At 69.0% G+C, this 22,215-nt stretch carries 18 protein-coding genes; 7 read left to right on the forward strand and 11 right to left on the reverse strand.

Annotation, left to right across the window (positions count from 1 at the left end):
• Nucleotides 1-81 precede the first annotated feature (81 nt).
• The 4 genes from FFF93_RS04900 to nirB all read right to left on the reverse strand — a co-directional run bounded on the left by FFF93_RS04900 (nt 82) and on the right by nirB (nt 5,888).
• On the reverse strand, nt 82-957 hold the full coding sequence (locus FFF93_RS04900; protein WP_138769915.1) for an FAD-dependent oxidoreductase: 876 nt from the start codon (nt 955-957) through the stop codon (nt 82-84).
• Between the two features lie 151 nt (nt 958-1,108).
• On the reverse strand, nt 1,109-2,203 hold the full coding sequence (locus FFF93_RS04905) for a uroporphyrinogen-III synthase (protein ID WP_261375394.1): 1,095 nt from the start codon (nt 2,201-2,203) through the stop codon (nt 1,109-1,111).
• A 74-nt stretch (nt 2,204-2,277) separates the two neighbouring features.
• Nucleotides 2,278-3,312 carry a uroporphyrinogen-III C-methyltransferase gene (gene cobA, locus FFF93_RS04910; RefSeq protein ID WP_138769913.1) on the reverse strand — a complete coding sequence of 345 codons (1,035 nt, stop codon included), beginning with the start codon at nt 3,310-3,312 and terminating at the stop codon, nt 2,278-2,280.
• A 2-nt stretch (nt 3,313-3,314) separates the two neighbouring features.
• Complete coding sequence (gene nirB / locus FFF93_RS04915) at nt 3,315-5,888, reverse strand: nitrite reductase large subunit NirB (protein WP_261375395.1); 2,574 nt, start codon at nt 5,886-5,888, stop codon at nt 3,315-3,317.
• A gap of 457 nt (nt 5,889-6,345) precedes the next feature.
• On the opposite strand from nirB, the gene nirD reads away from it, so the two are divergent.
• Nucleotides 6,346-6,726 (forward strand): nitrite reductase small subunit NirD, encoded by a 381-nt coding sequence (gene nirD, locus FFF93_RS04920; RefSeq protein WP_138769912.1) that lies wholly within the window; start codon nt 6,346-6,348, stop codon nt 6,724-6,726.
• Here the strand turns inward: nirD and FFF93_RS04925 are convergent.
• Complete coding sequence (locus FFF93_RS04925) at nt 6,723-8,471, reverse strand: phospho-sugar mutase (protein ID WP_138769911.1); 1,749 nt, start codon at nt 8,469-8,471, stop codon at nt 6,723-6,725. The two genes, nirD and FFF93_RS04925, sit on opposite strands and share 4 nt — an antisense overlap.
• 194 nt (nt 8,472-8,665) lie before the next feature.
• On the opposite strand from FFF93_RS04925, the gene FFF93_RS04930 reads away from it, so the two are divergent.
• On the forward strand, nt 8,666-9,133 hold the full coding sequence (locus FFF93_RS04930) for an Rrf2 family transcriptional regulator (RefSeq protein WP_261375301.1): 468 nt from the start codon (nt 8,666-8,668) through the stop codon (nt 9,131-9,133).
• A 50-nt stretch (nt 9,134-9,183) separates the two neighbouring features.
• Here the strand turns inward: FFF93_RS04930 and FFF93_RS04935 are convergent, their stop codons facing one another.
• The gene (locus FFF93_RS04935) at nt 9,184-10,002 is read right to left on the reverse strand and encodes a purine-nucleoside phosphorylase (protein ID WP_138769909.1); all 819 of its coding nucleotides are present in this window, start codon (nt 10,000-10,002) and stop codon (nt 9,184-9,186) included.
• 82 nt (nt 10,003-10,084) lie between these two features.
• Between FFF93_RS04935 and FFF93_RS04940 the strand changes: the two genes are divergently transcribed.
• Nucleotides 10,085-11,500 carry an NAD(P)H-quinone dehydrogenase gene (locus FFF93_RS04940; RefSeq protein WP_138769908.1) on the forward strand — a complete coding sequence of 472 codons (1,416 nt, stop codon included), beginning with the start codon at nt 10,085-10,087 and terminating at the stop codon, nt 11,498-11,500.
• Here the strand turns inward: FFF93_RS04940 and FFF93_RS04945 are convergent, their stop codons facing one another.
• From FFF93_RS04945 to FFF93_RS04960, 4 genes are all read right to left on the reverse strand, one after another.
• Nucleotides 11,501-12,931, reverse strand: coding sequence for a UDP-glucose/GDP-mannose dehydrogenase family protein (locus tag FFF93_RS04945; RefSeq protein WP_261375303.1), 1,431 nt, complete (start codon nt 12,929-12,931; stop codon nt 11,501-11,503).
• An 80-nt stretch (nt 12,932-13,011) separates the two neighbouring features.
• Nucleotides 13,012-14,208, reverse strand: coding sequence for a nitrous oxide reductase family maturation protein NosD (locus FFF93_RS04950; RefSeq protein ID WP_222424648.1), 1,197 nt, complete (start codon nt 14,206-14,208; stop codon nt 13,012-13,014).
• A 29-nt stretch (nt 14,209-14,237) separates the two neighbouring features.
• Complete coding sequence (locus FFF93_RS04955; protein WP_186372235.1) at nt 14,238-16,280, reverse strand: right-handed parallel beta-helix repeat-containing protein; 2,043 nt, start codon at nt 16,278-16,280, stop codon at nt 14,238-14,240.
• Nucleotides 16,277-17,500 (reverse strand): glycosyltransferase, encoded by a 1,224-nt coding sequence (locus FFF93_RS04960; RefSeq protein ID WP_138770531.1) that lies wholly within the window; start codon nt 17,498-17,500, stop codon nt 16,277-16,279. The genes FFF93_RS04955 and FFF93_RS04960 overlap by 4 nt, the downstream gene beginning before the upstream one ends.
• 417 nt (nt 17,501-17,917) lie before the next feature.
• Between FFF93_RS04960 and FFF93_RS16900 the strand changes: the two genes are divergently transcribed.
• From FFF93_RS16900 to FFF93_RS04985, 4 genes are read left to right on the forward strand one after another with little or no spacing between them, the layout of a single operon-like run.
• A complete protein-coding gene (locus FFF93_RS16900) occupies nt 17,918-18,676 on the forward strand; it encodes a hypothetical protein (RefSeq protein WP_186372236.1) in 759 nt (252 codons plus the stop codon).
• Nucleotides 18,677-18,730: 54 nt separating this feature from the next.
• A complete protein-coding gene (locus FFF93_RS04975; RefSeq protein ID WP_138769905.1) occupies nt 18,731-19,303 on the forward strand; it encodes a TetR/AcrR family transcriptional regulator in 573 nt (190 codons plus the stop codon).
• Nucleotides 19,300-20,136, forward strand: a complete 837-nt coding sequence (locus tag FFF93_RS04980) for an oxidoreductase (RefSeq protein WP_138769904.1) — start codon at nt 19,300-19,302, stop codon at nt 20,134-20,136. The genes FFF93_RS04975 and FFF93_RS04980 overlap by 4 nt, the downstream gene beginning before the upstream one ends.
• Complete coding sequence (locus tag FFF93_RS04985; RefSeq protein ID WP_138769903.1) at nt 20,133-20,618, forward strand: SRPBCC family protein; 486 nt, start codon at nt 20,133-20,135, stop codon at nt 20,616-20,618. Before FFF93_RS04980 ends, FFF93_RS04985 begins: the two co-directional genes overlap by 4 nt.
• On the opposite strand, the gene FFF93_RS04990 is transcribed toward FFF93_RS04985, so the two are convergent.
• Nucleotides 20,615-22,072 carry a benzaldehyde dehydrogenase gene (locus FFF93_RS04990; protein WP_138770530.1) on the reverse strand — a complete coding sequence of 486 codons (1,458 nt, stop codon included), beginning with the start codon at nt 22,070-22,072 and terminating at the stop codon, nt 20,615-20,617. The genes FFF93_RS04985 and FFF93_RS04990 overlap by 4 nt on opposite strands.
• Nucleotides 22,073-22,215 lie beyond the last annotated feature (143 nt).

The raw sequence follows: 22,215 nt of genomic DNA on the forward strand, positions 1-22,215 counted from the left end.
CCGGCCCACCCTGCTGACACGGCGTGTGTCGTGGCTTCTCAGTGAACCATCTTGCCATAACGGGACCGGCGGGGATCCGCCCTACGCCGCCTGCGGAAGGGGCGCGGAGAGGGAGGCCTGCAGCAGGTGCGAAGCGCAGACGCCGGCGGCGGAACCGGCCGCCACCAGCAGGCCGAGCCGGACGCCGTCGTATGCCGCGGCGTCGCCGATGGCCCAGATTCCGGGGACCGAGGTGCGGTAATCCGTGCCCACCACAATCCCGCCCTGCGGCGCGGTGGCCAGGCCTGCCGTGCGGGCCAGGCTGTCGCGGGGGACGCGCTCTTCGGCGAGGACCACCAGGTCACCGCTCATCCGGGCGCCGTCGTCGAAGACAATGCCGGCGGCCGGCAACGCCGAGCCGGCGAGGGTGGGGACCACGGCGGAGGGGCGCTGCGTGGTGCGGACCGGGCGGACGCCGCGGGCGCGCAGTACGGCCTCGGCCTGGCCCGCGGCCGTGCCGGTGCCCACCAGGATGCCGAGCGGCCTGCGGCCCAGGACCCGGGTGACGTCCTTGACCGCGTCGCCGAGCCGGGTGGCGTCGTCGATGGTGGAGTAGCTCAGGCATCGGGCCGCGCCCTCGATCGGGGCCAGGACGGGGGCCGAGCCGGTGGCGATCACCAGCTGGTCGTAACTGAATTCGAGGCCGTCCGCGGTCGTGACGCGGCGGTCCGCGGCGTCGATGAAGCTGGCCGGCTGCCCGAAGCGGACCGAAACCTGGGGCAGCGCGGCGAGCTCGAGCAGTTCCTCGGGGGCGTCGTCGCGGTTGCTGAGCACGGTGATGCCGCCGGCGAACGGGGTGCGGGTGAGCTGGCGGACCAGCGCCTGCGCCGCCGGCCCGGCACCGGCGATCACGATCCGGGGCCGGGTCTGGGGTGTGGCGGACACGGTGGAGATGGCGGACGCTTCCGTAACGGACATGTGCTGGCCCTTTCGCTGGTGGGCCGGCGGATGTGGCCCGTGTTCTTGATGTTCCCCAGCGTAGGGGGCCGGTTTTTCGGGCAGGTTACCGTGTTGTTGCGTTATTTTCCCGGCCCGTTCGCCAGCTGTTACCAGCTGGTAATGGCGTGGGTCACACCCGGATCCGGTAGCCGCGCTTCACCACCGTTTCCACCAGGTTGCCGTCCGGCAACGCGGAACGGAGCCGGCTGACGGTCATGTCCAGGGCATGGACCGATCCCCGCAGTTCCAGGAGGTCGGAGAGCGCGTCACGGGAGAGCACGGCCCCGCCGGCACCCAACAACGCCCGCAGCAGCAGCAGCGGCGCCGGGGCCAGCTCCACGGCTTCCCCGTCGATCCGCAGCGAGCGGCCGCGCAGTTCCACGGCGCCGGAGGCGGTGTCCAGGCGCCGCACGTGGTTCAGGGCCAGGTGCTCGCAGACCAGCCGGATCAGGGCTCCCATCCGGAACCGTTCCGGGATCAGCGGCTGCACCCCGGCGTCGAGCAGCGGCTGGGCGGTAATCGGCCCGACGACGGCGGTGGCCACCGTGGTCTTCAGGCTCTGCACAAGCTCCTTGTAGAGGCCCATTTCATGTGCTGTGCTCCACAGCGCGTCGACGGCGGGGGCGGACGTGAAGGTCAGGACGTCCAGGTTGCCGCTGCAGGCCGCCTCGATCAGCTTCGGCAGCCGGTCCGCGCCGTCGGGCTTGACCCAGCGGTACGGCGTGACTGTCATGACCGTGGCGCCGGACATCCGGAGGCGCTCCAGCTGGCGCACGTCGGTGTAGCCGTGCAGCTGCACCGCGACAGTCTTGCCGCGTACCCCCTCGGCCAGCAGCATGTCCACCAGGGTCGCTGTCGTCTCGTCGCTGCTGATCCCGACGTCGGCCAGCCCCGCGGCGCGCACGGCGCCGCGGGCCTTCGGGCCCCGGACGAACATCCGGGTGGCACCCAGGGTGTCCAGCAGCTGCTCGCCGATGCCGAAGGTGTCCGCCGCCTCGCACCAGCGGCGCATGCCGTAGGCGGTGGTCGCGACGCAGAGTTCCGGCCGCGCCTCGATGATGGCACGGGTGTCCTCGATCAGCCGCAGGTCCTCCTGGACCGGGGCGATCTTCAGTGCCGGGGCGTGCAGCACCTCGGCGCCGCGCCGTTCCAAGGCCTCGATCAGGTCCTGGGAGCGGCGGTGCGAGGTGACCCCGATCCGGAACCCTTCCAGCGGGAGCTCCACCGCGTCCGGGACGGGCCCGGTGGCGGTCTCCGGGGTCGCCGCCGGGGCGACGGTGTTGAGTGCGCTCACGGCCCTCACGCCCCCATCAGGGACGCGGCCAGGCGGCCGAGTTCGGCTTCGGCTTCCGCGCAGCCCCGGTTGGCTTCGGCCACCCGGACCACCTCGCCAATCACCAGCACGGCGGGGTTGCTGCAGCCCGCGGCCGCCGTCGTGATGGTGCCGAGGTCCGCGATGGTGGTCCGCTGGCCGGGCCGGTAGCCGCGTTCGACGACGGCCATCGGCATGTCCGCGCGCATCCCGGCCCGGCGCAGCCCGGCCGCCAGCTGGTGCAGCGTGCCGATGCCCATCAGGACCACGATAGTTCCGCCCAGGCCGGCCAGGTGCAGGTGTTCCTTCTCGGTCAGCGGGGCGTGGCCGGAGACCACGGTGAAAAGGTGGCTGACCTCGCGGTGCGTGACCGGGATCCCGGCCGCGGCCGGCACGGAGATGGCGCTGGTGACGCCGGAGACGACGCGGACCGGGACGCCGGCTTTCACGCAGGCGGCCACTTCCTCGCCGCCCCGGCCGAACACGTACGGGTCGCCGCCCTTGAGCCGGACCACGTTGTTGCCCGCGAGCGCGGCGTCCACCATCAGGGTCTCGATGTCGGACTGGGCCACCTTGTGGTGGCCGGGCTGCTTGCCCACGTCGACCAGCTCCGCCGAGGTCAGCGACGGCAGGTCCTGGTACGGGGCCAGTCGGTCGTAGAAAACGACGTCGGCGTCGCGCAGGGCCGCCACGGCGGCGACTGTGAGCAGTTCGGCGGTGCCGGGTCCGCCGCCCACCAGGGTGACGTGGCCGGCGGGGCCCGCGGCGGGCTCCACTGCGACCGGGATTCCGGTTTCGCGGCAGCGCTCGAGCAGGGCCGCCCAGCCGGGCTGGCCGTCCTCGACGGCGGCGACCAGGAAGGGGCGCTCCGGCAGCGGGCCGTCGTGCCGTGAGCCTGCCGGGGAGCTGAGCCGCGAGACGACGGCCCCGGCGGCCCGGTAGCGGCGGACGGCCTGGCGGGCGGCGGTGGCTGCGCCGGTGACCAGGACTTCCCGGCCGGTGAGGTCGATGGTGAGCTGCATGGCTAAACCTCGTTCTCGTTGCTGGACCGGACCGGAATGCTGGCGCCGATGAGGACCGGTTGCTCGCCGGCCCGGGCCTTTTCTTCTGCGGTGGCCGGGCGCATCTGGCCGCGCTCGTCTGGGACGAAGGTGATGGAATCGTCCTTCTGGTCCGGGGCGTTGACGAAGGAACGGAAGCGGCGCAGGCGCTCGGGATCCTTCAGGGTGTCGGCCCATTCGTCGATATAGGTGTCCACGTGCTTGGCCATGGCGGCCTCAAGGTCCGCGGCGATGCCGAGGGTGTCGTGCACCACCACGTCCTCGACATGCTTGATGCCGCCGTCGAGTTCCTCCTGCCAGCGCGCGGTGCGCTGCAGGCGGTCGGCGGTGCGGATGTAGTACATGAAGTAGCGGTCGATGTACTTGATCAGGGTTTCGTCGTCGAGGTCCTTGGCCAGCAGCTGCGCGTGCGCCGGGGTGGCGCCGCCGTTGCCGCCGACGTACAGGTTCCAGCCGTCGGCGGTGGCGATCACGCCCACGTCCTTGCCACGGGCCTCGGCGCATTCGCGGGCGCAGCCTGAGACGCCCATCTTCAGCTTGTGCGGGCTGCGGAGGCCGCGGTAGCGCAGTTCCAGCGCGATGGCCATGGCCACCGAGTCCTGCACCCCGAAGCGGCACCAGGTGGAGCCGACGCAGGACTTCACGGTGCGCAGGCTCTTGCCGTAGGCCTGGCCGGATTCGAACCCGGCGTCCACCAGTTCCTTCCAGATCTCCGGCAGCTGCTCCAGCCGGGCACCGAACATGTCGATCCGCTGGCCGCCGGTGATCTTGGTGTAGAGACCATACTTTTCGGCCACCGCGGCGATCACACCCAGTTTCTTCGGGGTGATCTCGCCGCCGGCGATGCGCGGCACCACGGAGTAGCTGCCGTCCTTCTGCATGTTGGCCAGGGCACGGTCGTTGGTGTCCTGCAGCGTGCCGCGGCCGGCGTCCAGGACATAGGCGCTGTTCTGGCTGGCCAGGATGTTGGCGATCGTCGGCTTGCAGATGTCGCAGCCGTCCCCGGTGCCGCACCTGGCCATGACCTCCTCGAAAGAGGCCAGTTCCAGGACCCGGATGGTCTCGAAGAGTTCCTGCCGGGAGAGTTCGATGTGTTCGCAGAGTGCCTTGGAGACCTCGACGCCGGATTTGGTCAGCTCGGTTTCGAGCAGCTTCTTGAGCATCGGGACACAGGATCCGCAGCTGGTTCCGGCGCGGGTGCAGCCCTTGAGCTCGCCAAGTTCCCGGACCGGGGCCTGGCCGTCGCAGGCGCCGCAGCCGTTGACGGCGTCGCGGATGGATCCGGCCGTCACGTTGTTGCAGGAACACAGGATGGCGTCGTCCGGGAGACTGGCCTCCAGGACTTCGTCCCCGCCGCCGGCCGCGGTGAGGTAGGCGCCCGGTTCGGCGGCCAGTTCGCGGCCCAGCAGGGGGCGCAGGGACGTGTAGGGGGCCGCGTCGCCGACGAAGATTCCGCCGAGCAGGGTTTTGGCGTCGTCCGTGGTGACGATCTTCTGGTAGACGCCGCGGGCGGGGTCGGCGTAGACGATTTCCAGGGCGTGTTCCGTCCGGGCGAAGGCGTCGCCGAAGCTGGCGACGTCGACGCCGGAGAGCTTGAGCTTGGTGGCGGTGTCGAACCCCGGGAAGGTCGCCGCGCCGCCGTGCAGCCGGTCCGCGACGATCTCCGCCATGGTGTTGGCCGGTGCCACGAGTCCCAGGCACATGCCGCCGAAATTGGCGACCTCGCCGATGGCCCAGATGCCAGGGACCTCGGTGGAGCAATCGTCGGAGATCACGACGCCGCCGCGCGGGCCGAGCTCGAAGAGCTGGCCCCCGGCCGGCCCGGCCTCGTTGGCGGTGCGGAACAGCTCGTCGCGGGGCTTCACGCCGATCGCGACGATCACCAGGTCGGCGTCAATGATCCGGCCGTCGGCCATCAGCACGCCGGTGACCTGGCCGTCGTCGTCGGCGAGGACTTCGGCGGGGAAGACGCCGCCGTGGACGGTGAAGCCCTTGGCCTCGATCAGCCGGCCCAGGGCCTGCCCGGCGCCCTCGTCCAGCTGGGTGTTCATGAGCCAGGGGGAGCCGTTGATCACGATCGGGGTGGCTCCGAGCTGCTCGGTGCCGGCCGCGGATTCCAGGCCCAGCAGCCCGCCGCCGATAGTGACGGCGTTGACCTTGCGGCCCAGCTTCTCGGTGAGCTCCGCGATTGCCTGGTTGATGGCCCGGACATCCTCCAGCGTGCGGTAGACGTGGGTGAGTTCGGCGCCGGGAATGGGCAGGCGGGCGGCGTCCGAGCCGGTGGCGACGACCAGTTCGTCGTACGGGTAGGCGGTGCCGGCCGCGGTGTGCACGGTTTTCGCGGCGGCGTCGAGGCCGGTGACGCGCTCGCCGGTCCTGAGGGTGAGGGCCTCGTGCTCCCACATGGCGGCGCTGCCGAGCGTGAGGTCGACGTCGGCGTCCGTGAGGGCCTTGCTGAGCGCGACGCGGTCGTAGGGCAGGTGGGCTTCCTCGGTGAGGACGGTGACGTGCCAGCCGTCGAGGCCGCGGGCGTGCATGGCCTCGGCGAAGCGGTGCGCTGCGGGTCCGCCGCCGGCGACGACGACGCGGCGGGCGTCCTGCCCGGAGGGCGTGCGGGGAGTGGCGTTTTCGGGGCTGGCGGTCTGTCCGGTCACGGGTGGCCTTTCGTTGGGCCGCAGGCGGTGCTCTGCAACGGGTCGATCCAGCTGTGGTGATCCGCCCGGTTCATTAGTTCGGTTCATAAGCCCGGTGGATCAGCTGGTCCGTTCAGCCTAGGGACCGGCAGTTTCGCTTCAGTTTCCCTTTTGTTTCGTGATCTTAACTTCTGCATCACGGACGCGTTTCCGGCGGCGTGAGGTCTCTTTTACCGGCCGGACACATTGGCCGCACACCGTTGAAACACCGCGGTCCTAGCGTGGGATTGTGGCCGCAGCAGTGGCCAGGAAAACCTTGATTTGGAAAACCTTGAGTCAGGCAACTTTGAGAGGGGCCAACATGACTGCCGTACTGGAAAGCGCAGCCCGCAGCTTTGTTCAGCGCATCGCGGGAGCCGGAACCGCCTGGCACCGGGTGTGCGCCGTCGAGGACCTGGAGCCCGGCTGGGGCGAAGCCGCGCTGGTTGCGGGGCGCCAGGTGGCTTTGTTCCGCACCGCCGCCGGTGAGGTTTTCGCGGTCGAGCAGGCCGATCCGGCGACCGGGGCGCACGTGATGGCCCGCGGTATCACGGGCTCCCGCGGCCCCCGGCCGACCCTGGCGTCCCCGTTGCACAAGGAGGTCTACGACCTCGGGACGGGGGAGTGCCTGGGCAACCCGGAGCTGCGTCTTGGCACCTTCGCCGCCCGGATCGCAGAGGGCTACATCGAGGTGGAGCTCTAGAGCCCCAGCGCCTCGCGCACGTCGGCCAGGACACCGTCCAGGGCCGCCCGCGCCTCGAGCCGCGCCTGCGGCAGTTCGGCAGCGGATCCCACGCTGCGGATCACCTCGAGGTAGCACTTGAGCTTCGGTTCGGTGCCGCTGGGGCGGATGATGACGCGGGTGCTGTCCTTGGTCAGATACAGCAGTCCGTCGGTGGGCGGCAGTTGTTCGCTGCCCGCCGCCAGGTCCGCCGCGGTTTCGACGGCGGAGCCGCCGAAGGAGTCCGGCGGGCTGACCCGCAGCCGGTTCATCATGGCGTCCAGCAGGCCCAGGTCCGCCACCCGGATGCTGAGCTGGTCGCTGGCGTGCAGCCCGTGCACCAGGTACAGCTCGTCCAGGGTGTCGAAGATGGTCTTGCCCTCGGCCTTCGCCGCGGCGGCGAGTTCGGCGATCAGCACGGCGGCCGAAATCCCGTCCTTGTCCCGCACCAGCGACGGAGCGACGCAGTAACCCAGCGCCTCCTCGTAGCCGTAGAGCAGGCCCGGCACGCGGGCGATCCACTTGAAGCCGGTGAGGGTTTCCTCGTGGGCGTAGCCCGCAGTGGCGGCGATCCGCGCCAGCAGCCGTGAGGAGACAATCGAATTGGCGAAGACACCGGCGGTGGTTTCCGCGCTGCCGGCCCCGGAAGCCAGCCGGGCCACGACGTGCGCTCCCAGCAGGGCGCCCACCTCGTCGCCGCGGAGCATCCGCCAGGCGCCGGTGTCCGGGTCCTGGGCGGCTACGGCGGCGCGGTCGGCGTCGGGGTCGTTGGCGATCACAATGTCCGCGCCCACCCGGGCTGCGGTTTCCAGCGCGAGGTCCAGGGCGCCGGGCTCCTCGGGGTTCGGGAAGTTCACGGTGGGGAAGTCGGGGTCCGGTTCCGCCTGCTCGGCGACCAGCGTGACGTCCGCGAAGCCCGCTGCGTTGAGCACCGCCACGGCCGTCTCGCCGCCCACACCGTGCATGGGGGTCAGGACGATCCTCAGGTCCCGGGCGGGGAAGCGGTCCGGGGCGGCGAGGGCGGCGACGGCGGCCTCGTAGTCGGCCGCGATCGACGGGTCCAGCACCGTCCAGCCGTCGCCGGCCAGCGTGATCGAGTCCAGCGCGCCGACGGCGTCGATTTCCGCGGCGATCAGGGCGTCATACGGTGCGACGATCTGGGCGCCCCGTCCGCTCTCCTCGACGGCGTGCCGGCCCAGGTAGACCTTGTAGCCGTTGTCCTGCGGCGGGTTGTGGCTGGCCGTGACCATCACGCCGCCGTCGCAGTCCAGGGCGCGGACCGCGTAGGCGAGCAGCGGGGTGGGCAGTGCGGAGGGCATCAGGAACGTCTCGATGCCGGCGGCGGTAAGGATCGCGGCCGTCTCTTCGGCGAAAATATCCGAGTTGTAGCGGGCGTCATAGCCGACGACGGCGCGCGGCCGGGTTCCCGGTGCCGCCTGACCGACGGTGCCGACCAGGAAGGCGGCGAGGCCCGCGGCGGCGCGGCGCACCACCACACGGTTCATCCGGTTCGGGCCGGCGCCGAGGGCCGCCCGCAGTCCCGCGGTGCCGAACTGGAGTGTGCCGCTGAAGCAGTCGGCCAGTTCCTGCCGGGCTCCGGCGACGCCGTCGTCGGCGAGGCGGACCAGTTCGGCCAGCGCGGCGGCGGTCGCGGGATCCGGGTCCTGGGCGGCCCAGGTGCGGGCATCGCTCAACAGTTGGGTGAATGCGGCATCGGAAGACGTCATGGGTACCAAACTAGTGCCAAACTTCGGCCCGGCGCGCCCCGACAAGCGCGGTCAGGTCTTACAGTTCCGTCACACTCGGGCCCGGCGCAGGACTTCCGAAGGATCCGCTCAAGACCGCGGCCGGCGCAGCGGCGGGTCATTGACACCGATTTTTCCGGACACGTAACGTCTTGAATATGAAAATGGGCCGTGGGGTGGAATGGGCCTTGCACTCCTGCGTCAACATGTCCTGGACGCCGCCGGGGGAGGCCGTGAACAGTGCCCGGCTCGCGGCCCTATACCGGCTACCCGCGGCGTACCTGAACAAGCAGCTCCAGGCCTTGGTCCGGGCCGGCATCCTGACTTCGGTCTCCGGCCCCCGCGGCGGCTTCCACCTCGCGCGCAGGCCGGAGAACATCACGGTGCTGGATGTGGTCCTGGCCCTGGAGGGACAGGAACCGGCGTTCCGCTGTGAAGGCATCCTGGGCAGCGTCCCGGAAGCGGACCGGCAGGAGAACTTCGTGCGGACCTGCCTGATCTCGCAAACCATGCGGCAGGCGGAACTGGTGTGGCGGCAGGCGCTGGCGCGGCAGACCATCGCCGGGATCGCCGACTCCATGGAGCGCCGGTTCCCCGGGGACCGGGAGAAAGCCGTCCGGCACCTCAGCGCCGCCTCCGGCTGACACCCGGGCCCCGGTCAGCGGCCCCCGGTCAACGGGGCTGACGCCCCGGGTCAGAGCTTGGCGATGATCTCCGCGAGCAGCTTGGAGATGCGCGGGCCCGCGGCCTGGCCGGCTTCGAGGACCTCCGCGTGGCTCAGCGGCACCGGGCTGATGCCGGCGGCGAGGTTGGTCACGAGCGAGATGCCGAAGACCTCCATGCCCGCGTGGCGTCCGGCGATGGCTTCAAGCGCGGTGGACATGCCCACCAGGGACGCGCCGATCCGCTTGGCGTACTGCACCTCGGCCGGGGTCTCGTAGTGCGGGCCGGTGAACTGGGCGTACACCCCCTCATCGAGGCTGGGGTCCACTTCGCGGGCCAGGCCGCGGATCCGCGAGGAGTAGAGGTCGGTGAGGTCCACGAAGGTGGCCCCCTCAAGCGGGGACGTGGCGGTGAGGTTGATGTGGTCGCTGATCAGCACCGGGGTGCCCGGCGCCCACTCCTCGTTCAGCCCGCCGCAGCCGTTGGTCAGGACCAGTGTCTTGCAGCCGGCGGCGGCCGCGGTGCGTACGCCGTGCACAACGGCGCGGACGCCCTTGCCTTCGTAGTAGTGCGTGCGGGCGCCCAGGACCAGGGCGCGCTTGCCCTCGCGGGTCAGCACGGAGCGGATGGTGCCGACGTGGCCCACCACGGAGGGTGAGGAGAACCCGGGGACCTCGTCCGCGGAGAGCGTCGCGGTGGTCTCGCCGATCAGTTCGGCGGCGTCGCCCCAGCCCGAGCCGAGCACCAGCGCCACGTCGTGGCTGTCAACGCCGGTCTCTTCGGCGATGTAGTCGGCGGCGGCGCGGGCGGCGTCGAAGGGGTCCGTGTTCAGGAATTCTGTATTACTCACTGGTACAAGCTACCGTGCCGGCACCGCGCTGCCCAGCATCCTTATTGGTGGCGCCGGACCGGATGATGGACAATGGATGATTGTGACTACGCATCCCGATTTCAGCGCACCCCGTATCGCGATTCTCGGCGGAGGGCCCGGCGGCTACGAAGCCGCCATGGTCGCAGCCTCCCTGGGGGCGCAGGTCACCATCATTGAACGCGCCGGACTCGGCGGATCCGCCGTGCTGACCGACGTCGTACCGTCCAAGACCCTGATCGCGACGGCGGACCTGATGACCCGCGTGGGCGAGGCCGGCGAGCTGGGAGTGAAGTTCGACCTCGACGGCGGCGACTGCACGCCGACGATGCGCGCCGACCTCAAGCACATCAACGACCGCCTGCTGGGCCTGGCCCGGCAGCAGTCCGCCGACATCCAGAAGGGCCTGGAGGGCCAGGGCGTCCGCATCCTGCTCGGCTCCGGCAAGATGCTGGACAACCACACGATCGAGGTCCTCACCGCCGAGGGCACCGAGACCATTGAAGCCGACGCCATCCTGCTCGCGGTCGGCGCCCACCCGCGCGAGCTGCCCACGGCCCGCCCGGACGGCGATCGCATCCTGAACTGGGCGCAGATCTACAACATGGACGAGCTCCCCGAGGAACTGATCGTGGTGGGTTCCGGCGTCACCGGCGCCGAGTTCGCCTCCGCCTACAACGGCCTCGGCTCCAAGGTCACCCTGATTTCCTCCCGCGACCGCGTGCTGCCAGGCTCGGACACGGACGCCGCCGAGGTGCTCGAGGGCGTCTTCGAACGCCGCGGCGTCAAGGTGCTCTCCAGGGCGCGCGCCGAGACAGTGGAGCGGACCGACGACGGCGTTGTGGTCACCCTCGGCGACGGCTCCAAGGTGACCGGCAGCCACTGCCTGGTCGCCGTCGGGTCCATCCCCAACACCGCCGGGATCGGCCTTGAGGAGGCCGGCGTCGCGCTCACCGAAAGCGGCCACATCAAGGTCGACGGCGTCTCGCGCACCACCGCGCCGAACATCTACGCCGCGGGCGACTGCACCGGCGTGCTGGCCCTCGCCTCCGTCGCGGCCATGCAGGGACGCATCGCGATCGCGCACTTCCTGGGCGACAGCGTCACCCCGCTGAAACTGCACCAGGTCGCGTCGAACATCTTCACCTCGCCGGAGATCGCCAACGTCGGCGTCTCCGAGGCCGAGATCGACTCCGGCAATTACCAGGGCGACGTCATCAAGCTCTCGCTGAAGAGCAACGCCCGCGCCAAGATGCGCAACCACAAGGACGGCTTCATCAAGATCTTCGCCCGCAAGGGCTCGGGCACCGTGATCGGCGGCGTCGTCGTGGGACCCAACGCCTCAGAGCTGATCTTCGCGATCTCCCTCGCGGTCACGCAGAAACTGCACGTCGACGACGTCGCCAGCACCTTTACCGTGTACCCGTCGCTGAGCGGCTCCATCTCCGAAGCGGCACGGCGGCTTCACGTCCACATGTAACTACCGCGCGCCGAGTTGAGCCGTTCGTTCGGCGGTTTCGAACTCGATCACCGTGACGGAGCCTGCCCGCACCGGCCGGCCCAGGGCGCGGTAATCCCAGCCGGCGGCTTGGTAGCGGTTTGCGTCGAGGGCATGCCGTCCGTCCACGATGAACCTGGTCTGCACGAGTTCACCCAGCCGGAGCGGATCCGCTTTCCGGAATTCGTCCCACTCCGTGAGCAGGACGACCACCTGGGCTCCCATAACGGCCTCATCGAGTGACTGGGCGTAACTGAGGTCCGGGTAGCGGCGGCGGGCGTTCGCCATGGCCGCCGGATCGTAGACGGTCACGACGGCCCCCGCCTCGTGCAGCATGCGTGCCACGTCGAGGGCCGGCGCGTCCCGGACGTCGTCGGAATTCGGTTTGAAAGCGGCGCCAAGGGCGGCGATCCGCGCTCCCGACAGTTGGCCGCCGACGAGTTCGCAGACGAGATCGACCGTGCGCTGGCGCCTGCGCTGGTTGATGGCGTCAACGTGGCGCAGGAAAGAAACGGCCTGTCCAACGCCCAGCGTTTCGGCCCGGTGCGCGAACGCCCGGATGTCCTTGGGCAGGCACCCCCCGCCGAAGCCCAGGCCGGGCTTGAGGAATCTTCCCCCGATCCGGCTGTCATAGGACAGGGCCAGGGCCAGATGGCTGACGTCGGCGCCGGTGGCCTCGCAAACTTCCGCCATCGCGTTGATGTAGGAGATTTTGGTGGCCAGGAAAGAGTTCGCGGCGACCTTGACCAGCTCAGCGGTGGAGAGGTCGGTAGACACCACCGGGGTTCCTGCCGCGATGATGGAGGCGTAGCAGGCGGCCAGCTGGGCGCGTGCCCAGTCGGACTCCGCGCCGAAGACCAGCCGGTCGGGTTCGAGGGTGTCCTTGATGGCGTAGCCCTCCCGCAGGAACTCCGGATTCCAGGCAAGCTCCACCAGATCCCCGGCCGGAGCCGTGCTGCGGACAAGCGCGGTCAGTCGCCGAGCGGTCCCGATCGGCACCGTGGACTTCCCGACGATGAGGCACTTCCGGCTCAACTCCCGGGCCAGGGACGTGACCGCGGCGTCGACGTAGCTCAGGTCCGCGGCGTCCGAGCCCTTCGACTGTGGCGTCCCGACGCAGATGAAGTGGACGTCCCCGTGGGCGGCGGCCAGGGCGACATCAGTGCTGAAGCGGAGCCGGCCGGAAGCCAGGGCCTCCTGCATCTTCTCTTCGAGGTCCGGCTCGAAGATTGGCAGGACGCCGGCCGCCAGCTGGTCGATCTTGGCCTGGTCGACATCGAGTCCAACGACGTCGTAGCCGAGCAGTGCCATGCACACGGCGTGGGTGGCACCGAGGTAACCGGTGCCCACGACGGTGATGCGCGGGTGTTCGACGATGGGCGGCGTGGTCATCTGGGCGGGGATCTGGGACATGGCTGAGACCTTTCCTTCGGAAACTGGACAGTGTGTGGCGGGACAGTGCACGGCGGGATGGTGTGCGGCGGGGCAGCGTTTCAGGTGGTGGTGCAGGGAATGTTGCTGAGGCCGCTGCCGGCACCGCCGACCGTGTTGGAGCATGCGACGGCGTTGTTCATGGCTGGCCGGAGGGCGAATGCGTAGCCGGCGCCGTCCACCGAACCGGTATTGCGGCTGAACAGGTTGTGATCGCCCCATTGGTCGAGGATGTTGTGGGTTTGGTAGCCGTCCTGCGGGGAGTGGTGGCCCTCGTTTGCTTCGATGGTCCAGGCGTTGCCCTTTACGTTGATCCATGCCGTGGCGGCGGTCATGCCGGTTCCGTCGAAGCGGTTGTTCTTGATGACGCCGCCGACGGTTCCTTCTTTGATGTCGATGTTCTCGGCGGTGGTGTTGGAGATGTTGTTGCCGGCGATCATGTTGTAGTTGCTTTCATCGGCCTGGCAGTCGCTGTAGGTGCACCAGTTGCTGACGGCGGTTCCTACGTAGATGCCTTCGCCGAACTTTTCGCTGTTGCTGCCGGTGTGGCTGACCGTGTTCCCGATGACGAGGTTGCTACTGGAGTTCTTGCGCAGGTGGATGCCTTCGTCGCCGATGTTCGTCACCGTGAGGTGTTCGATGACCGAGCCGTTGCTGGAGTCGGCGACGATGCCCTTCTGCCCGTTTTGGGCGGTGAATCCGGAGAGGACCCAGTAGCTGGTGCCGTCGAGGTGGAAGACGTAGCCGGTGCCCGTATCCCCGGCGTCCAGGACGGCGTTCCGCGACCCGCAGAGGAAGATCCTGTTCTCGGCTGTGCCGGAAGCCTTGGTGGTGAAGTTCCCGGTGTAGGTGCCGTCGGCGAGTCCGATGACGTCGCCGGGTTTGGCGGAGTCCAGGGCCGCGTTCAGCTGTTCGGAGGTCGCGACGGGCACGGTCGGCGCCGGGCAGTCGACCCCTTGGTCTGAGGGCAGGGGGCCCTGCCCGGGGCGGGCGTCCAGGGCCACTTGGCTCATCGGAGTCTTCTCAGGTTTGCGTTTCTTCGCCGACGGCGTCTTCTCCGCTGAGGGCGCCGGGTCGGCTGTCGCCGTGTCCGGACGCGGCTGGGATGCTGGCGGTGATGCGGGTGCCGTCGGGGTGTCGGACGCCGGGACGGGAGCGGCTGTCGGCGCCCGCAGCGAGGTGGTTAGGACTGCGAGGCTGGCGACGGCGGCGAGCAGCAGCACGCTCAGGCCGACGACCAGCATCCAGGGTAGGGACACCCGCCGAACGACCGCAGCCCAGCGGCCGATCATGTGCCGGCCGCTTCCACGGACGCGGGCCCGGATGCAGTGCCGTACCTGGGCTCGTGGGCGTGGGCCGGGGCCGCGCGGCGGCGGCTCCGCCTGGACTCGTCCGTTTCGCGAGCGACCGGACCGAGTGAGTCTGGCCTGACCAGCAACGGATCCAAGTCGGCGAACATGCTCATCGGCGCTTGGGCCGCGTACGGGTGCCGGATGGTGCGCTGCCTACGCCGGCCGCGCAGGGCGGTGAACATCAGGACCAGGGCCAGGACCGTCCACATGATCGTCAGCGGCTGGAAGAAGGAGACCAGCAGCTGCCAGAACGACTTGGTCAGCGTCCAGTCGTTCGTGCTGTTGTTGGCGACAGTGGCGTTTCCGGCCCGCTTCAGATCAACGGCGCTCGGTCCGTAGCCGGCGATCTTGTTCGCCTTGATGTTGACGGCGGCGGCGCCCTGGGCGGAGATCCCGTGGCTGGTGACGCCACTGACGCTGTTACTGACGACGTCGGCCGCGGCGTCGCGCAGGTAGATGCCCACGATTCCGCCCGACACCGTGTTGTCGGTGACCCTGGCCCCGGTCACGCCGTCCCGCAGGGCGATCGCCTGGCTGCCCAGGCTGCTGAGCCGGTTCCCGTCGACGGTGACCCCGGCGGCGGCGTCCTGGACGACGATGCCCATCTCGCTGCCGGAGACGGTGTTGGACCGGATGGTCGTATTCCTGCCTCCGCGGACCTCCAGTCCGTAGTGCGGATTGTCCGCCAGGGTGCTGTTGATGAGGACGACGTCGTTTCCGGAGGAACTGATCGGGGTGCCGGTGGCCGAGGGGCCGGTGGCCAATGGCCGGCCGTCGATGTACACGCCGTCGCGGCCGTTGTCTTCGGCTTTGTCGGTATCCAGCCGAACCGCCCGGATGGCGCGGGAAAGCCGGAATCCGTTCAGGGCACTGTGCCGGACGATCGAATCCACCAGGGTCGCGTTGGAGACGTTGCGGTGCAGCACGATCCCGTCCATCATGCTGTTTTCGACGTCGACGTTGTGCACGCTGACCCCGACTGCGTTTGCCAGGAACAGCCCGTAGACGTTGCCGGTGACTGTTGTATCGACCACAGACGCGGTGACGTAGCTGAAGTCGGTCGAGCCCGCTCCGGCAGCCTGGTCCGGCATAAGACCGCCGGGCAGGACGGCGCCGGGGACCGGAGCCGCGGGGTCCGGTGCCGTGGGGACGGCCGGTGTGGAGCTGGGGTGCGGGTGCTTATGGCTCTTGGCCTGTTTGAACGCCGGCGCCCCGGCTCCCCGGATGGCTCCCGTGATTGGCCGGTCAGATCCGGTCATGGACAAGCCGCCGGTCCTGCCGCTCCAGAACCCGAGGTCCGCGAAAGCCGCATGGTCGATGGCGACCGTTCCCCCGATGGAGCGGATGTAGGCGCGGCCGTTGTCGGTGATCTTGCGGGCGGACCCGTGGTCGGTGTCCCAGCTGGTGACTTTGACGGGGGCGGAGGCAGTGCCGGCGATATTCAGTCGTCCGCCGTAGTTGATGATCGACACGAACTTCTGCGACGTGCTGAGCATCTCAAGGTTCAGCACGGTCCCACTGCCGAGCGTCAGTGTCGCACCTGACTCGACGACGAGATTTTCGCTGAGCAGGTAACTGCCGTCGATTTGCCGGACAAAGGTTTTCGGGGCCAGGGAGAGAAGGTCGTCAATGGTGTAGTCCTTGACACGGGCCGTGAGGACCAGCGTGTAGCCGGTGCCCGATGCGACGCGGTAGGGCACGTCCAGGTTGGTGCCGGTCCAGCGCGCGATGGAGGATTCCGTCTTGACCTGGATCAGGCGCTTGTCCTCGCTGGCGACCAGGGCCGCCTCGTTGTCGGGGTTGCCCTTGTAGTTGCTGCCGTCGGTAACCACCGGGTCCAGGTCGGAGGCGCCGGCGGAGGGCCCGCTGGGGGAAGGCGCAGGAGTGGGGGTGGTCGCGCGGACCGCGGCAGTAGCGGCAGGGGAGCCGGTGAGCAAGAGGGCTGCCGCAAGGGCTGCCAGTGCTGTGTGCTTTTTCATGCCGCAGCCTCCGCGGTGCTCAGGGTCGAGGCATTCTGGCCTGCGCCGCCGATCTGGTTTTCGCTGCGTGTCAGCCATCCCTGCTTGTTCATCGTGAGCAGGGCGTAGGTCTTGACCGGCAGGGCAACGATGATGACCATCACCGCTACCAGGGGCAGCAGGAAGATTTCCCCAGGGTGCCGTTTCAGGTGCGAGATGCCGCGGATGCCGCGGCCAAGAAGCATCCACCCGATGGCGAAGGCAACGCCGGTGCTGGTGAGCTCGAGGCGGCTCAGGAGCAGGTAGCCCATGGTGACCCCCATCGTGACCGGCGTCAGCAGGATCTGCAGCACGGTCACTTTGGTAACGAACGGTACCTGCCATAGCCAGCCCTTGTGGATGGCGGTGAGGTAGCACCGGTAGGAGTTCCGGCTCCAGCGCACGCGCTGCTTGATGAAGGCGCTGAGGGTGTTCGGGAACATCGACAGCGCCCGGGCGCTGGATTGGTGCACGGTTTTGAAGCCGGCGCCCAAGACCAGCCAGGTGAGCCGACCGTCGTCGCCGGCGATGCAGCGACGGCCCAGAAAGAACTCGTCCTCCAAGTTGGGCAGCAACGGAACCACCACGGACCTGCGGTAGGCAGCGGTCCGGCCCGAGAGGCAAGCCACGGCGCCGGCTGCGCCCATGGCCGGCACGTAGTTGTAGTAGCGCAGGTTGATCATCCAGTCGGCGATCCGGCGCCAGATGCTCGATTCTCGTTGGAAAACGTTCTGCTGGGTTCCCACCCCGCCGACCAGCGGATCCGCAAACGGCATCTGGACGGAGGCGAGCAGCCCGGGCTGCCAGGACGTGTCCGAGTCGACGAGCACGAGCACTTCACCCGTGGCATCCCTGATTCCCCGGCTCAGCGCCGACCGCTTGCCGGCGTGCCTGAAGAGGATCGGCCGCACCGACGGGATCCCCAAGGCGCTGATGCGCTCGTAGGCCTCGGTGTCCCGGACGTCCAGGACAATGATGATCTCCGTGGGGTTCTGGGCCAGCCACGTGTCGAGGCAGCGCAGAAGGATGTCGGGATCCTCGTGAAAGGACGGGACGATCACGGACGTGGTGGTGCTGAAGTTGTTGACCACAGGCCGGGAGCGCTTGGAGAGAATCACCCGGTAAAGCCAGAGGCCCCAGACGACCAGGCCAGCCAATGCGATGGGCAGGTATTCATGCCACTGCGAAAGGTTGAGGCCCATCACGGCACATCCCGGCGGGAAGGACAGATGGGCATGGAAACGAAATCGGAAGCGGGCATAAAGGTGCCTCGGAAAGTATGCATATGCTTTGAATCCCCCTCGGATGGCGGCGGCTCTGAGTAGCTTCGCTGCGACCTTCAAAACATATTTGGGAGACCCAAGACTGGACCCGAGTAGGGGCTACTAAACTTGTTAGGCACCTTCACAAGTGCCTCTGCTGGGCGTCATGGCAAAAACCACTGGCCGGAGCCGGGGAAGACTACTTGTTTCCTGAGGCAACTACTTGGGCGGTTAGACTTCGTTGGCGTCCAGACGGGATGCGTAAGCCGCGGACAGCAGGCCCTTTTCCGGGAGCGCCGGCCGGGCTAGTCTGCCTCCAGGCGTCCGACGGCGGGAGCCTCGGACGGTTGGGGGACTGTGAAACTCACGGCGGTGTGCGGCCTGGCGGCCCTCGGCCTCGGCGCCGCTTTGCTGACCGCCTGCGGCGGTGCGGCGACGGCGACGGCGCCGTCGGCTTCGGCGTCGACTGCGGCACCGGAGACTTCGCCGCCGTCGACGGCGGCACAGGCGGCGCGGACAGAGGCCGAGCTTCTGCACCTGCTGGAGTCCGCTCCCGCTCCCGCTGACCACGTCGTCGGAACACTGTCCTCCCGCCAGATCCGCGACGAACTCAGCGAATTCAGGGAATCCAGCGACCGCTACACTGCCAATCCGGCGGGCTGCGCCGGGCTGGCATTCGCCAACGCATTGGACGTCACGAAGGGCGCAACGGCCGCCGCGATCTCGGTGCTGCCGGGGGATTCACGGGACGTTGAGTCGATGAGCGCCTTGTCGATGAGTGCAATGTCGGGGCTGGACCCGCAGGCCATGGGACGGGCCAGGGACGCGCTGGCCGACCTGGTCGACCGCTGCCCGGAGGTGGCGCTGTCGGGCGGTAAAGACGGCACCATTCAGTCGGCCGGGCGGCGCATCAGCGTTCCGGCCCGGACAACGGGAGTCCTCGCCGTCCGGGTGCACCATGTTTTCCCTTCCGGGGAGACGCAGGAGACCGTCCTCATCAATGCTTTGCGGGCCGACGTTCTGCTGACCGCGCAGGTCACGGCCCGAAGCCTCAGCGACGCCGATCTCCGCGCCGCTTCCCAGATGCTGGACCGCGCTGCGGACCAGCTTCCGTAGGCAGCAGTCCAACCCTGCGTTTACATTCTGACACTTTATGCATATATTGTCAGCATGAGTGATCGAGCCGACGAAATCGTCGATGCAGCCTACGTGTGCTTCACCCGGCACGGTGCGCGGCGGACGACGATGAACGACCTGGCGGAGCAGGCCGGTATTTCCCGTCCCGCGCTGTACCAGTACTTCCGCAGCAAGGAGGACGTGTTCCGTGCGCTGGTGGAACGACTGCTGGCGGATGCCCTTAAAGCCTCCGAGGGCGCAGCTGCCGCCGGCGCGGACCCGGGGGACCGGCTGGCAGGAATCCTGCTGGCAAAACTGGCCTTGGTGCTGCAGATCTGGCGGGACAGCCCGGCGCACGCGGCCGAGCTCCTGGGCGTGGACACCCGCCTGTCTCCGGACGTGCTGGGCCGCTACGACGAGGCGATGCTCAGCCTGCTGACGCGGACGATCCAGGAGTCCTACCCGGGAGCCGATGCCAGGGACGCCGCCGAGATGCTGCTGGCCTTCACCCGTGGCCTGGAAGCGGGAGTGTCCGACCCCTCCGACTTGCCCGACCGCCTACGCCGCGGCGTCGACATCTTCGTCGCCGGTTTCACCCACCTCACCTCCGAGAAGGAACAACCATGACCACTGCAGTCCTGATTACGGGCGCCTCCTCCGGCATTGGCAGGGCCACCGCCGAACGCCTGCTCAAGCGCCCCGGGTTCACCGTGTACGCCACCGCGCGGCGAACCGACGCCCTCACCGGCCTGGCTGACGCCGGGGCGACCGTCCTGGCCCTCGACGTCACGGACGAAGCCTCGATGGCCGCGGCTGTTCGCACCGTGGAGGAGCGTCACGGCAGCGTCGGTGTGCTTATCAACAACGCCGGTTATGGCGAGTACGGAACCATCGAGGAGGCTGATCTGGATGCCGTCCGGCGCCAGTTCGAGACGAATGTCTTCGGTTTCTCCCGGATGATCCAGCTGGTTCTTCCGGGCATGCGCGCGGCCGGGGCCGGCCGCATCATCAACATCGGTTCGATGGGCGGCCGGGTCACCTTCCCGGTCGGCGGCTACTACCACGCCACCAAATACGCCGTGGAGGCCATCACCGACGCGCTCCGCTTCGAAACCGCGCCCTTCGGGATCCACACCTCCCTGATCGCACCGGGCCTGATCCGCACCGGTTTCGGCGCCACCGCCGCCCGGACCCTCGCGTCCTCCGGACAGGCGGCGGGTCCGTACGCGGCACTGCGGGCGGCGGCGGATGAACAGATGGCCGTCTCCTACGCCTCGCCCGTCCTGGCTGCAGAGCCCGACGCCGTCGCCGTCGCCGTCGAACACGCCGCAACGGCCCGGCGCCCCCGCACCCGGTACACGGTCACCCCTGCCGCCAAGGCCATCGTCCAGTCCCGCCGGTTCCTGGGGTCGGGCCTTTTCGACGCCTACCTCCGCCTACAGTTCAGGAGCACCAAGTGAAGCAAACCACCGACTGGCCCGCGGGCTTCGAGCCCGCCACGGCCCGGGTCTATGCCTACAACGAACTCCACACCCAGCTTTCGCCCGAACAGCTCTGGCCGGTACTCATCGAAGCGGAGGCGTGGCCCAGCTGGTACCGCAACGCCCGGGACGTGGTGCTCGACGGCGGCGGATCCCGGCTGGACGGTGCGTCCCGTTTCAGCTGGACCACCTTCGGCCTGCGGGTCGCCAGCACAGTCCGCGAATTCGAGCCGTGCAGACGGCTGGGCTGGGAAGGCGCCGGGCGCGGGTCCACCGGTTACCACCGCTGGGATCTGCAGCGCACGGCCGACGGCGGCACCCTGATCGTCACCGAGGAGGTCCAAGGCGGAATCATCGCGCGGCTGCTGGGACCGCTGGTGAAGCGCAGCATCGAAAAGCAGCACCAGCACTGGTTGGAGGCCCTCGTGCAGACCGCCGGATCGCGGGCGCCCCGGTCCTAGAACGGGTAGGGCGCGATGTCCGGGCGCATCGTGAGCCACTGGATCTCGGTGAAGGACTCCATGTTGGCGTGGTGCCCGCCGATCCGTGAGCCGTTGCCGGAGTTCTTCACCCCGCCAAAGGGTGAGTTCGCCTCGTCGGAGACGGTCTGTTCGTTGATGTGGACCTTGCCGGAGTCCAGCCGGTCCGCGATGGTCATGGCCATGCCGACGTCGCCCAATATGCCGATGGAGAGGCCGTATTCGTTGTCGTTGGCCAGCGCCACCGCCTCATCGAGGGTGGAGAACTTCATCACGGGCGCCACCGGGCCGAAGATCTCGTCCTTCCAGGCCGGGCTGTCCTGGGCCAGGTCCACCAGCACCGTGGGCTGGTAGAAGCGGCCGTCGTGGGTGCCGCCGGCGGCCAGCCGGGCCCCGGCCTGCACCGCGTCCTGCACGATGCCGTCCACCCGCTGCAGCTGCCGTTCATCGATCACCGGGCCCAGCGCCACGGTGCCGCTCTTCGGATCTCCCACCGGAAGATGACCGGCTTTCTCGGACAGGGCGGCGACGTAGTCCTCGTAGATGTCCTCGTGCACAATGTGCCGACCGGCCGCCATGCAGATCTGGCCCTGGTGCATAAACGATCCAAACGCCGCCGCGGACGCCGCCTTGGCCAGGTCCGCGCCGGGCAGCACGATCAGCGCGTTGTTGCCGCCGAGTTCCAGGTGGGCGCGCTTGAGCAGCCGCCCGGCCGCTTCGCCGACCTTCCGGCCGGCCGCCGTCGAGCCGGTAAAAGCAATCACGCGGACTTCGGGGGCTTCGACGACGGCGGCGCCGACGTCCGCGCCGCCGGGCAGCAGCGAGAGCAGCCCCGGCGGGAGTCCGGCCTCCTCGAAGATCCGCATCACGCTTACGCCGCCGCACACCGCTGTGCGGGGGTCCGGCTTGAGCAGTACGGCGTTGCCGAGGGCCAGGGCCGGGGCGACCGCGCGGATGGAGAGGATCAGCGGGAAGTTGAACGGCGCGATCACGGAGACCACGCCCACCGGCCGGCGCCGGGCGAAGGACCAGCGGTTCTCGTTCGAGGTGAGCACGTCCCCGGCCGGCAGCGAGGGCAGCGCGGAGGCGTCATAGCATTCGTTGGCGGCGATGTGCGTCTCCAGCCCGGCCTTGGGCGGGATGCCGCCGGATTCACGGACGATCCAGTCCTGGACTTCAGCGCCGTGCTCCTCCCAGAGCTGGCCGGCGCGGCGTAGCACAGCGGCCCGTTCCTCGGGATTGCGGGCGGCCCACTCCTTCTGCGCTTTCGCGGCGGTGGTGGAAGCTTCGCGGACGTCCGCTACGGAGGCGACGCCGTAGCTGCCCAGGGTCTCGCCGGTGGCAGGCTCGACGCTGGTGCCGGTTCCGCCGCCGCCGGCGCGCCAGCCGTTGAGGTAGATCTTGCCCTCCCAGAGGGCGGAGTCGAGCAGGGACATGTCCTGTCCTTTCATCGTGGTGCTGCCTTGGGCGTGCGGCGTCTGTCCACACCCGAATGCGAAGGGTGCGGCCCCGTCCATCACATGCCGCGCCGCCGTCGCCGTCAAGACCCGCCCATTTTCAACCCCGTCCGGTGACATTG

This window comes from Arthrobacter sp. KBS0702, assembly GCF_005937985.2.
Taxonomy (GTDB): Bacteria; Actinomycetota; Actinomycetes; order Actinomycetales; family Micrococcaceae; genus Arthrobacter.

What these genes read in the sequence shown, in the direction of transcription:
- FFF93_RS04900 (WP_138769915.1), bottom strand. Translation starts at nt 957, where the DNA reads ATGTCCGTTACGGAAGCGTCCGCCATCTCCACCGTGTCCGCCACACCC.
- cobA (WP_138769913.1), bottom strand. Translation starts at nt 3,312, where the DNA reads ATGCAGCTCACCATCGACCTCACCGGCCGGGAAGTCCTGGTCACCGGC.
- nirB (WP_261375395.1), bottom strand. Translation starts at nt 5,888, where the DNA reads ATGCACGCCCGCGGCCTCGACGGCTGGCACGTCACCGTCCTCACCGAG.
- nirD (WP_138769912.1), top strand. Translation starts at nt 6,346, where the DNA reads ATGACTGCCGTACTGGAAAGCGCAGCCCGCAGCTTTGTTCAGCGCATC.
- FFF93_RS04925 (WP_138769911.1), bottom strand. Translation starts at nt 8,471, where the DNA reads ATGACGTCTTCCGATGCCGCATTCACCCAACTGTTGAGCGATGCCCGC.
- FFF93_RS04945 (WP_261375303.1), bottom strand. Translation starts at nt 12,931, where the DNA reads ATGTCCCAGATCCCCGCCCAGATGACCACGCCGCCCATCGTCGAACAC.
- FFF93_RS04955 (WP_186372235.1), bottom strand. Translation starts at nt 16,280, where the DNA reads ATGAAAAAGCACACAGCACTGGCAGCCCTTGCGGCAGCCCTCTTGCTC.
- FFF93_RS04960 (WP_138770531.1), bottom strand. Translation starts at nt 17,500, where the DNA reads ATGGGCCTCAACCTTTCGCAGTGGCATGAATACCTGCCCATCGCATTG.
- FFF93_RS04975 (WP_138769905.1), top strand. Translation starts at nt 18,731, where the DNA reads ATGAGTGATCGAGCCGACGAAATCGTCGATGCAGCCTACGTGTGCTTC.
- FFF93_RS04980 (WP_138769904.1), top strand. Translation starts at nt 19,300, where the DNA reads ATGACCACTGCAGTCCTGATTACGGGCGCCTCCTCCGGCATTGGCAGG.
- FFF93_RS04990 (WP_138770530.1), bottom strand. Translation starts at nt 22,072, where the DNA reads ATGTCCCTGCTCGACTCCGCCCTCTGGGAGGGCAAGATCTACCTCAAC.